The sequence below is a fragment of the Paenibacillus sp. ov031 genome (assembly GCF_900143165.1).
In the GTDB taxonomy this organism is placed as follows: Bacteria; Bacillota; Bacilli; order Paenibacillales; family Paenibacillaceae; genus Paenibacillus; species Paenibacillus marchantiae.
In genome coordinates, this window is sequence record NZ_FRDO01000001.1 from 1,176,650 (window position 1) to 1,188,858 (window position 12,209).

The window sequence follows — 12,209 nt, forward strand, 5'->3', positions numbered from 1 at the left end:
ATGTAACAGAGAGGAGTATACTAGTATGCCCTACGAACCGATAAGGCCAGAACGGTTAAAACAGATGTTAAACAAACTTCGGGAAGCCATATATGAGCCGATTGCCGAATTAGAAGTGACGGCTTGGATTACACCAGAGCCCGTACCTTACGAGGAACGGATGACCGGCACGAAAGTGACACTCAAGCAAGGAGAACAATGGGGAGAATTATGGGATTGTGCCTGGTTCCGTTTTGCAGGTAATCTTCCGGCAGTCACAGGTAACCAAACCACGGTCCTCTTGCTGGATGTCAACGGTGAGCTGTGTCTGGTTGACCATGAAGGGTCACCTATCCAAGGGTTGACGACGATTAACTCCGAATTTGATTTTTCATTAGGTCTGCCTGGCAAACGAGTCGTGCAGCTCCATGAGACATCTGTAAATGGACAGGAAGTTGAAGTGTGGGCAGATGCAGGCAATAACGATCTGTTCGGCAAGTATCGCGGAGGGACGCTGAAAGAAGCACTCATCGCCTACTGCAGGGGAGATATTCGGGATCTCTATTACGATACCGAGGTGCTCTTGGAGACCGCAGAGCAGCTCCATGAAGGTTCCGCCCGGAAGGAGAGAATCTATCAGACGCTCTATGATATTTCAGTACAGTTGATCGATTTCTCGAAAGGGAATGTCGAGCAAGCGAAAAAACGACTAAATGAACAGCTAACCCTAGAGGGGGGCGATCCGGTCTTAACCCTAAGCGCTGTGGGTCATGCTCATATAGATTTGGCTTGGTTATGGCCGATCCGTGAAACGATCCGTAAAGGAGCTAGAACGTTCTCAACTGTGCTTCGCATGATGGAGCGTTATCCCGATTATGTGTTCGGAGCGAGCCAACCGCAGCTGTACGATTGGATGAAGCAGCATTATCCCAAGCTGTATGAGCAGATCAAGGAACGTGTACGTGAAGGCAGATGGGAACCGCAAGGCGCCATGTGGGTAGAATCGGATACCAATGTGCCTGGTGGTGAATCACTCGTACGCCAGATTTTGTATGGCAAGCGTTATTTCCAGCAGGAATTTGGTCTGGAAATGAAATCGCTCTGGATGCCTGATGTATTCGGCTACTCGGCAAGTTTGCCCCAGTTATTAAAGAAATCCGGTGTGGATTACATGATGACCCAGAAGCTCTCCTGGAGTGAGTATAACCGGCATCCCCATCATTCCTTTCTATGGGAGGGAATTGATGGTTCAGCTGTATTAACACATATGCCACCAGAGGATACTTACAACAGTCCTGCAGCTCCACGTTCGATCATCAGTGCTGAACAGGGGTATCTGGATAAAAATGTATCAAACCATGCGCTAATGCTTTTTGGTATAGGAGACGGAGGCGGAGGACCTGGCGAAGAGCATTTGGAGCGGCTGACACGGGAGAAAAACCTGCTTGGCTTGTCCCCTGTTATACAGGAACCTTCTTGGAAATTTTTCGAACGACTTAATGAAGAACGTGAACGGTTCCAGACATGGCGCGGTGAGCTTTACCTGGAGAAACATCAAGGAACCCTGACCAGTCAGGCGCGAAGTAAGTGGTATAACCGGAAAATGGAGAAAGCACTGCGCGAATTGGAGTTCGCCTCAGTACTTGTAGCTTCACAGCTAGGCAAGTCTTATCCGTCCGAGTCACTGGAAACGATATGGAAGGAAGTCCTCTTGTATCAGTTCCATGATATCCTTCCGGGGTCTTCCATCAAGCGTGTGTACGATGAGTCACTCATACGATATGAAGAACTTTTAGATCAGACAGAAAATATGATCAACGAAACCTACAGCCATATGGCAGACCAGATCTCTTCAAATACCGAATCCTCATCCAGCTGCTCCGTGGTGATATTCAATTCATTGCCTTGGGAGCGTCAGGAATGGATTGAAACAAATGGAAACTGGCGCAAGGTTCAGGTTCCATCCATGGGATACACAATGGTATCAGATCATGTGGACCAGGGTGCTATAGATGAAATCGCATCATGCGCCCAGTTAGTTCCGGGAATACAAGAGTCGGAATTTCACGTTTCCGCTGAAGAACGCTGTGTGGAGAACGACACATTCATCGTGAAGTTTGATCGGAATGGAGCCATTATCTCCATACAGGACAAGGCTGAAGCGCGGGAAGTCATTCCGCAAGGTCATCCGGGAAATGCACTTCGTGTGTATCACGACGAAGGAGATGCTTGGGATTTCAGTCATGACTATTCCGCACATACAGGTATGCCATTAACGCTTCATGACATTCGCGAGCTTCGTGAAGGACCAAAAGTTGGGTTGGTCTTCGAATATAACTATGGAGAATCCACTCTGATCCAGACGGTGGTTCTGACAGAAGGCAGCAGACGAATTGATTTCGAGACGACCGTGGATTGGAGAGAGAATGGTAAAATGCTTCGTACTTCATTCCCGGTGAATATCCGTACAGATCAGGTTCACTGTGAGATCCAATTTGGCAGTTTGACTAGACCAACTCATCGGAATACCATGTGGGACTTTGCCAAGGATGAGATATGTGCTCATCAGTGGATTGACTTATCGGAGCCGGATTATGGAGTCGCATTGCTTAATGATTGTAAATATGGTCATAGAGCCATCGATAATGTGCTTGGTCTGAATTTGCTGCGCAGCAGCTCGTATCCTGATCCGGAAGCGGATCGTGCGGAGCATACGTTCACCTATTCGTTATATCCGCATCAAGGCAACCATGTTCAGGCTGAGATCTATCGAAGAGGTAATGAACTGAACATCCCGCTTCGTACAGTTTCCTTATCATCTGTATCTGGTAAGCAGAACGGTAAGCTCCCATATTCGAAAACATTTCTTCAGCCGGATCATCCGCACATCATGGTGGAATCCGTCAAAAAAGCCGAGGATGGAGACGACATCATCGTCCGTCTATATGAAACTTCGGGAACACATGCCACCACAGTATTACATCTTGGATTCCATATAGCAGAAGCCTGGACGACTGATCTTATGGAAAATATCATTTCACCCGTTTCATTTGCAGGAGCATCCGAGATGGCTTTATCCTTCACGCCATTTGAAATCATCACGTTACGATTGAAGCAAGGACAGCTATAGCTGGGATGGATGACCGTCCATCATGAGAAAGGAGAGGTTGGAATGTGATCAAGACACGAGTGAGCAACAATCGATTGATGAAGCGAATCTGGCAGCATAAACTCTTTTATTTGTTTATGCTGCCCGGAATCGTCTGGTTTTTCCTGTTCTCCTATGTACCGCTATATGGAATTCAGGTTGCTTTTAGGGATTACAATTTCGTTGGCGGATTCACCGGAAGTCCATGGGCAGGCCTTAAGTACTTTCAACAGTTCTTCAATTACTATCAATCCGGTGACATCATCCGTAACACGATCATCATCAGTCTCATGAAACTGCTAATTGGCTTTCCGATGCCAATCATTCTTGCACTCCTCTTAAATGAAGTACGAATGATCAAATTCAAAAAGACGGTTCAGACCATTTCTTACTTGCCTTATTTCGTATCCTGGATCGTCGTCGTTACGCTGATGCAACGGCTCCTAACGCCGTATGGGGGGCCAGTCAATGACTTATTGGGGTCATTTGGAGCGGAGTCGATCCAGTTCCTGAACAATCCAACATGGTTCTATCAGATGATCGTCGGTTCAGACATCTGGAAGAATATTGGTTGGAATTCTATTATCTTTATGGCCGCGATTGCGGGTATTGATCAGCAGCTTTACGAAGCTGCCAAAATGGATGGTGCGGGACGCTTCAGACAGATGTGGCATGTGTCGCTTCCTGGCATTCGCAATGTAGCTATCATATTATTCATACTCGCTGTGGGCAGTCTGATGAGCGCAGGTTATGAACAACTGCTTCTCCTGAATGGACCGGCAACCGCAAGTCTTGGCAGTGTACTGGACGTGCATGCCATAAACTCCGGGATTCGAGAAGGACGTCTCAGTTATGCTGCAGCTGTAGGACTATTCCAAAGTGTTATTGCACTCATTCTGGTTGTAACCGTTAATCGCATCGCCCGCAAAGTCAGTGATGTATCCCTGTTCTAAGGAGGTGACCTTATGGAACGAAAATGGTCTTTATTCTCGGTGCTTAACTATATCTTCCTCGCTTTGGTTGGATTCTCGATGATTTACCCGTTCATATATATCTTGGCTTATTCACTGAACGACGGTAAGGATTCGATGCAAGGCGCGATTTATTTTCTTCCTCGCCAATTCACGTTGGATAACTATGCTCAGGTATTCGATAACGCACGGATCTGGAAGGCATATCAAATTACGATTATGCGCACCGTGCTGGGTACTTTTCTCCACGTTGTATTGTGTACACTCATGGCCTATGCACTTTCCAAAAAAACATTGCCAGGTCGCTCCTTTTTTACCTTTTACATCTTTTTGCCTACGATTTTCAGCGCAGGATTCATCCCGTTCTTCATTACGCTCCAAAAACTGCATCTGATTAATAGTTTCTGGGTATACGTTTTGCCCTTGTTGTTCAACTTCATGCACATCATCATCATTCGGACATTTCTGCAAGGCATACCGGAGGAACTGGAGGAATCGGCGCGTATTGACGGGTATGGTGATTTTCAAATCTTCGTACGTATCATTCTGCCTCTTTCCGGGCCGGTACTTGCAACGATCTCGCTGTTTATTGGGGTAGCCCACTGGAATGACTGGTTCTCTGGCGCCTACTACGTATCTAACAAAGATTTGATACCGGTACAGACCCTACTGCAAGAAATGCTGACGGAAGCAGAGGCATTATCCAATTCGATGCAGCGTGCAGCACAGCAGGGTGGTCAGACGGTTGGTGGAGTCGGTGGAGCAGGAGCAACACCTGAATCACTTCGAATGGCATTGCTTGTTATTACGGTTTTCCCGATCTTATGTATATATCCGTTTCTACAACGATATTTCGTGAAGGGGGTTATGATTGGTTCGGTTAAAGGGTAGATCATCCTGACCTGAATTTGCTAGAGCTTTACCGAGATCATTTATTCAAGGAGGCGATTGGTTTGAACAGGATTTGGTCGAAAGGCGTATCCATCTTGCTCGTGTCCATCATGGTTGGAGGTTTGCTGAGCGGTTGCACGGATTCATCAGGGAATGGGGAAGGCGCAGAAGGGGAGAACGGAAGTAAACTCAAAATCTTGCACAATTGGAATGGCTCAGGCGGATCGGATAATGGGATAACCCCTGTCGAGGAAGTCATCAAAGAGAAAACTGGCGTCACATTAGAGTGGGAATATACGAAAGGGAGCGAGACGGAGAAAGTAAACCAGATTTTCGCCACACAGGATTTGCCGGACATTTACACCGGACCTGCATGGGGCGGCGAGCTGGACGGGATCATAAAGGCTGCCAAAGAAGGACAGCTGGTAGATATATCCGATAAATTGGGGGATTACCCAAACCTGGCGAAATCCATTGCGAAAGAGAATGTGCCACCAGCATTGTATGAAAAGGCGATAGATGCGTATGACGGCAAGAAATATTTACTTTTACAAAATCAGCCCGCAACGAACGAAGACGGCATGGATTGGCTATATGGCTTCTATGTTCGCAAAGACATAGCCGAGAAAGTCGGCGTGGATCCTCAGTCTGTCGTGACGAAGGAAGACTTCTATAACTTCCTCCAAAAAATCAAAGATGCCAACCTGAAGGAGAGCGGTCAGCCCGTGTTTCCACTGGGCGGATTTAGTAACGGATGGTCCGTAGGCATCGGAAACACGATGTTCTATTCCGGAGCAGGCTATGTAGACAAAGGTGACGGAACGGTAGAACATAACTTTTTCACCAAAGGATACGAAGAATACACGTTGTTCTATCGTAAACTGGTTGAGGAAGGGCTGATGGACCCCGAAGCCTTTACTCAGACGGATCCTATTGCCAAAGAAAAAATTAATCAAGGACGCATTGCTATCCTTGCCGCACATTATCCGGCCATTTTGGACGCCTCCAAAGAATATGTTACTTCACATCCTGGAAGCGATTACATCCCGATCGGACCATTGGAGCGGGCAGATGTTGACCCGAGCCGGCCTGTTGATCTTGGCATTCAAGGAAACAACGTAACGGCTATCACCAGTAGCTGCAAGGGCGAGTGTGTAGATGCAGCGCTTAAGTTTCTCGATTACATGGCTTCTGACGAAGGCTTCATGCTGGCCCGGTACGGAGTTCAAGGGGTTCACTGGGATATGAAGGATGGCAAACCTGTACCGAATCAAGAATGGTTCGATAAGTTTACAGCAGATCAATCGGGTAAAGTCCGCAAAAACGAGGGCATTTCCATTGGGCTGGAATCGATCACGGGGCTTGACCGGATCAATTCGGCAGCAGGCGGCGACATCTGGGCAGACCAGGAAAGACTCGATGCCATGGAAAATGCCCGGAAAATCTTACGTCCAAACGGTATTCATGTAATCACAGCCTATAACCCGGGCGATGTGATCACCAAATCACCGGAATGGGAAATGTTGAAGCCTTCCATGGACCGGATGGGAGATGCCTGGAAGGAAGCTATTTTCGCAAAATCGGATGAAGCAGCCCTTAGCATTATCAACGACCTCAGGGAACAGCTTCGGAAGACCGGATACGACCAAGCGATGCAGTTCACCAATGAGAACCTGAAAGGAAAAGATATCGTAACTGTTCAAATGCCGAACTGATGCTGAAGAGTTAGGTTAACGATTATCAGGGAAATCAAATAGGCTTTGCAGCGCCTTGGTCAACAAGGCGAGCGAAGCCTTTCCCTTTTGAATCAGGATGTACCGTTTTCGTTGGAAAATGAATTGAAGGAGATGAAACAAATGACGACATTTAGACCACCATCCGTACCTTTAATTACGGTAGACCCTTATTTCAGCGTATGGTCTGCTGCTGACCATCTCTATGATGATCACACCAGGCACTGGACGAATAAAACTCAAGGTATGGTTGGCATGATTGTCATTGACGGCAAAATCAGAAGGTTTATGGGGAAAGTAGGCGTTCACGAAAATTCAACAATTGAGGAGCCTGATGTTCTCATTCAGACGAATCTTACCGTTGAGCCTGTAACTACCCGTTACACTTTTGAAGGAGAAGGCATTGAACTTGAGGTTCATTTTACCACACCGCTATTGCTCGATGATCTTGAACTGTTATCCAGACCTGTGACGTATGTTACGTTCCATGTTCGAGGGATAGACGGTCAAGTCCATCAAGTGAAAATCTATTTCGACGTGACAGGTGAATGGTGTGTACATACCCCTGATCAGCAAGTCACCTGGGAGTCTCATGTAATTAATGAACAGTTACACGCCATGTCTATAGGAACGGTGGAACAACCTATATTAAAACGTGCCGGAGATGATACGAGAATAGACTGGGGTTATATGTATCTGGTGGTTCAGCGATCTCATCAATCTCAATCGGTCATCCATGCGGTATCCAAGCGTGAGGAGTATGCCCGGTCAGGTCTTTTTAAGACAGGAGATGATTCTATCCAGCCAAAGTCCATATCTGGCGATATGGCTATTATGGCAACTGAACTGGATTTGGGTCTTATCCATGAAGAGCCAGCATCCCGCTACCTGATGCTCGCCTATGATGATATTCATGCGATTGAATATTTTCACAAACCACTGAATGCGTATTGGAAGAAAAATAGTATGACATTTGAGGAGATGCTGGTAAAAGCAGCGGATCAATATGAAGAGGTAGTACAACGATGCGACCGCTTTAATCGGGAACTCTTAACGGAGAGTCAGGCTGCAGGTGGGAACCAATATAGAGACATTCTGGCATTGACCTATCGGCAAGCGATTGCTGCACATAAATTGGTTGCTGATGAAGCAGGAGAAGTATTATTTTTCTCCAAAGAGAATTTTAGTAACGGCTGTATCGCGACGGTGGATGTGAGCTACCCCTCGATTCCGTTGTTTCTGATGTATAACACCGAATTGGTCAAAGGTATGATGCGTCCAATCTATAAGTATGCCGAAAGCACGGATTGGACGTTTGATTTTGCTCCACATGACGTGGGGACTTACCCCCAAGCTAACGGCCAGGTTTACGGAGAGAACAAACTCGAATACCAGATGCCCATCGAGGAATGTGGCAATATGCTCCTGATGGCAGCAACGGTATGCAAATATGAGAAGCATGCGGAATTTGCCCGTGAGCACTGGGGACTTCTAACAACTTGGGCTTCATATTTGTTGCAACATGGTCTGGACCCTGACAATCAACTGTGCACGGACGACTTCGCCGGACATCTAGCGCACAATGCGAACTTATCGATTAAAGCGATATTAGGCATTGCCGCCTATGCGTATATGTGTGATGAACTTGGTTTGCCGGATGGTGCCGTTTATCGTGAAGCGGCTGCAAAAATGGCAGAGGAGTGGTCATCCATGGCGACAGCAGGTGATCACTACAAGCTGACTTTTGACAGCTCGGATGAGTCATGGAGCATGAAATACAATCTGGTGTGGGATCGTCTGTTGGACTTCAACCTTTTCCCAAAAGAAGTGGCTGCCAAAGAGTTGGCGTATTATCAGCTAAAACAGAATCGATATGGCGTACCGCTGGATAGCCGTGAGACATACACCAAGTCTGATTGGCTCGTATGGTGTGCCTCCATGAGCGAAACGCAGCCTCAGTTCGAACAGATGATTTCTCCTCTGTGGGACTTTATGAATGAAACATCGAGCCGTGTACCTGTAACAGACTGGTATGACACCATCACCGGAAAGCAGTTGAATTTTCAAAATCGGTCGGTTGTTGGAGGATTTTTCATTCCTTTGCTGAGAAAGACATCTGTATCAAAATCATGATGAGATCAGGTGATGAATTGGAGTTGAAAATCACGGATATTCATAAATTACAACAGCAGTTCAAGAATCCTGAGGCGACGTATCGTCCACAGCCCTTTTGGTTTCTGAACCACAGTTTTAGCAAGCCAGAGTTAGAAAACCAAATTCAATCCATGGTTGAAGCGGGGGTTGGCGGCGTTGTATTACATGCGCGTCACGGGATGCAGGCCTCATACCTGTCAGAGGAGTTCATGGATACGGTGGATTTCTGCACAAAAGAGTGCCAGAAGCGTGATATGGTGGTCTGGCTGTATGATGAGGACAATTGGCCGAGCGGAACACTGGGAGGTAAGCTAACGAGGCAATATCCCGAGTATCGGATGAGATACTTGAGGGTTGAGGAACGAAGATATTTACACGATGCGCAGCAGGAAATGTTATCTCTCGATTTTGCCACCTACGCTAACAATGAACTCATCGCAATTCTCGCTTATCGTGCCATCCAGCAAGAAGGGGAATGGCTGATCTATGATCAACCTGAGGATATTACAGAGTTATGCGGACAGGAATGGAAGCCTGATAACGACGAGGATTATATTATACTTGCCTGCTGGTCCTGTGAAATTGCTGAAGGGATCACGTTTGCAAAAGGGTATTATCTGGACACGTTGAACCCGGAAGCCGTGCAGGCTTTCATTCAGTCGGCATATGAGCCGTTTCAGCAATTTCAGCCTCATTTCGGAGTGACCATTCAAGGTGTATTCACGGATGAACCTGGGCTCATGATCCACGACGGTTTTTTTGGAGTCGAAGCCATCCGAACGTCGGTTCAGGATGTGAATGCAACTCTGCCCGGAATCGTATTCGCTTGGACACATGGGATGGTGGAGCGGTATGAGCAGGAGAACGGATATGATCTGATTCCAAGATTAGGCGCGTTGTTATATGGTATGGCCGATGGCAGCAGGTCTGCGAGGCAGGACTATTATGATACGATTACCCGTTGGTATGTGGAAGGTTATCATGAAGCTATTCGTTCGTGGTGTGAATCACACAGCTTGCTGTACATCGGCCATACGCTGGAAGAACCCGTCTGGGGGCAGGCTCGGTCGCAGGGTAATCAAACCCGTGTATTGCAGCAGTTCCATTATGCAGGTGTGGACTACCTGACACATGGAATCGGTACAAAGGAGAATCCACATCGTATCGTATCCGTAAAGACGGCCGCGTCTGTCGCACAGTTGGACGGGAAAAAAAGAGTTATTTGTGAGTCATTTGGTGCAAGCGGTCATGCCTATGCCATGCGACAAAGGCGGCTTGATGCCAATTTTATGGCATTTTTGGGTGTTAATTTGTTTATCCCGCATGCATTTTACTATTCGTTTGCAGGGTATCGGAAAACAGACTTTCCACCTACGGAATTCAAGCATGCACCGCATTGGCCACATTATCGGGCTTTTGCCGATTATCTTGGTCGGTTGAGTGTACTTGGTTCTTTCACGAAGCGTACACCTGAAGTACTTCTGTTGTCACCTATCCACACGGTATATGAGCATATGTTCTTATCCGGTGAATCGAACCAGCATCCAGCTGCGGATCAACTGTTTTCGTTATTGTCAGACCGCATGCTGCGCAGCTCTATTGATTACGATTATGTGGATGAGTGTCAGCTCAGGGAGGCGAAGATTACTCATGCTGGAGGATATCAGTTTAACGGAGAACGAAACGAATATTCGATTTTGATTTTGCCAGAAATTACGGTCATGTCTGTAGATATCGCAAAACAGCTTGTTACCTTTGTAAACTGTGGTGGAAGGCTTATTGCGGTTGGGGCAATTCCTTGTGACAGTGAGCGACAGCGCCAAGATCCGGAATTACGGAAGTATATGAACGAACTATATGGTTCCAATCCTCAAGACGGGAAATTACAAGCGGTTGGCAAAGGGTACAGCCTATTCTATTCCATGAAAAACACAGCTCATAACGACACACTTATGAACTTTTGTGTTCAGTTAAGAGAGTTAACGACATCATCACCAGCGATTGCCTGGAAACAGATCGAGGGGCAAGCTGAGGATCTCATTAGCGTTGAACGCAAAATTGAAGATCATGTGCACACATGGCTGATGAACTGGTCGGAGCAGCCCGTGACCATTCAACTCCATCAGAAACCTGTGAAAGAACACATAGAAGAACAGATGGAAGAATGGAACTTGGAAAACGGGAATATAAACTCGTTGAGTCAAGATGCTGTTCTAACATTTGTACCGGGAGAGCTTCGGGTTCTATCCGTTAGACCGGATCATGTACCTGATCCGCTTCACACTGAAGATTCGACGCATCCCAAACCGCAAGAGCCTATAAATCATAAAGTGCAACATACCACCGATGTGTTGGTACTAGGTGATCCTTGGCAGTTTCAAACCGTCGAACCCAATGTGCTTGTATTGGATCAGTGGCAGGTCACATTGAATGACCGTCAGTCTAAAATGAATGCAACGATGCCAGGCCAAGTCAACACGTACCGGACAACATTTGTCGTAACGGAAGAATGGATCGAGCTTATGAAATCACAGCAAGATGCAGTCCATTTAAACGAACCTGGAAATGAGCAGATCTTCACGATTGAGCTAATTCTTGACGATATCGAGCAAAAAATTCCATCCCATATTGGTTTCCTCCAACGCAGACGTAATGTTGAAATCTTTGTTAATGGAGTACGGATGGAAGCACTCCACCCTTCACTGTGGCAAGATATTCATTACGCTGGTGTGGACATTACCAAACAGCTTGTTAAAGGCGAGAATGAGCTTGAAGTTCTCACGGTTTCACTGCTGGAACCGATGCCAGCCATTTCCTTTCCTGCTTATCTGATTGGTTCATTTGCTGTAGAAAATCAGACTACATTAACCGTTGAACCTGAACAAATGACTGGGGTTTGGAATGTTGAAGGTTACCCTTTCTATTCGGGAGCAGGAGTGTACTCGCAGCAACTGGATTTGTCTGATGTCAGCTTGAATTCGGCAAATGAAATTTGGCTGGAAGCGGAAGATATTAGAGAGACGGCTTGCCTGTATGTGAATGGGGAGCAGGTTGGCATCCGGTTATGGCCACCCTATCATTGGAACGTCACGTCTTACATGCTGCCAGGTAATAATGTAATCGACATTCATGTGGCTAATACACTGGAGAATCTATACGGAAAGTCTTCACTACCTTCGGGCATGAATGGGCAGGTAAAACTTGTAACTAAAATATTAAAATAATGCACGATTCAGGTTTAGGTTTTGGATTCGTCGGGGAAGAATATGAACACATTAAAGTCGCCATATTGGCGGCTTTTTTTTGCATTGGAACAAAAAGACTGAGCTTTAC

Annotated in this window: 6 protein-coding genes; all 6 read left to right on the top strand. The window is 46.5% G+C overall.

The features are described 5' to 3' along the window. The first annotated feature begins 25 nt into the window (after positions 1–25). The 6 genes from BUA17_RS05115 to BUA17_RS05140 all read left to right on the top strand — a co-directional run bounded on the left by BUA17_RS05115 (position 26) and on the right by BUA17_RS05140 (position 12,100). A complete protein-coding gene (locus tag BUA17_RS05115; protein WP_072732807.1) occupies positions 26–3,109 on the top strand; it encodes an alpha-mannosidase in 3,084 nt (1,027 codons plus the stop codon). Positions 3,110–3,153: 44 nt separating this feature from the next. Continuing rightward, on the top strand, positions 3,154–4,080 hold the full coding sequence (locus BUA17_RS05120) for an ABC transporter permease (RefSeq protein WP_083584583.1): 927 nt from the start codon (positions 3,154–3,156) through the stop codon (positions 4,078–4,080). Between the two features lie 12 nt (positions 4,081–4,092). Further along, positions 4,093–4,989 (top strand): carbohydrate ABC transporter permease, encoded by an 897-nt coding sequence (locus BUA17_RS05125; RefSeq protein ID WP_063565068.1) that lies wholly within the window; start codon positions 4,093–4,095, stop codon positions 4,987–4,989. Between the two features lie 62 nt (positions 4,990–5,051). Beyond that, the gene (locus tag BUA17_RS05130) at positions 5,052–6,704 is read left to right on the top strand and encodes an extracellular solute-binding protein (RefSeq protein WP_072732808.1); all 1,653 of its coding nucleotides are present in this window, start codon (positions 5,052–5,054) and stop codon (positions 6,702–6,704) included. A gap of 132 nt (positions 6,705–6,836) precedes the next feature. Further along, the gene (locus BUA17_RS05135) at positions 6,837–8,855 is read left to right on the top strand and encodes a glutaminase family protein (RefSeq protein WP_072733485.1); all 2,019 of its coding nucleotides are present in this window, start codon (positions 6,837–6,839) and stop codon (positions 8,853–8,855) included. Positions 8,856–8,878: 23 nt separating this feature from the next. Next, complete coding sequence (locus BUA17_RS05140; protein WP_244552073.1) at positions 8,879–12,100, top strand: glycosyl hydrolase; 3,222 nt, start codon at positions 8,879–8,881, stop codon at positions 12,098–12,100. Positions 12,101–12,209 lie beyond the last annotated feature (109 nt).

Coding starts and splice junctions, on each gene's coding strand:
- BUA17_RS05115 (WP_072732807.1), top strand. CDS start 26: ATGCCCTACGAACCGATAAGGCCAGAACGGTTAAAACAGATGTTAAAC.
- BUA17_RS05125 (WP_063565068.1), top strand. CDS start 4,093: ATGGAACGAAAATGGTCTTTATTCTCGGTGCTTAACTATATCTTCCTC.
- BUA17_RS05135 (WP_072733485.1), top strand. CDS start 6,837: ATGAAACAAATGACGACATTTAGACCACCATCCGTACCTTTAATTACG.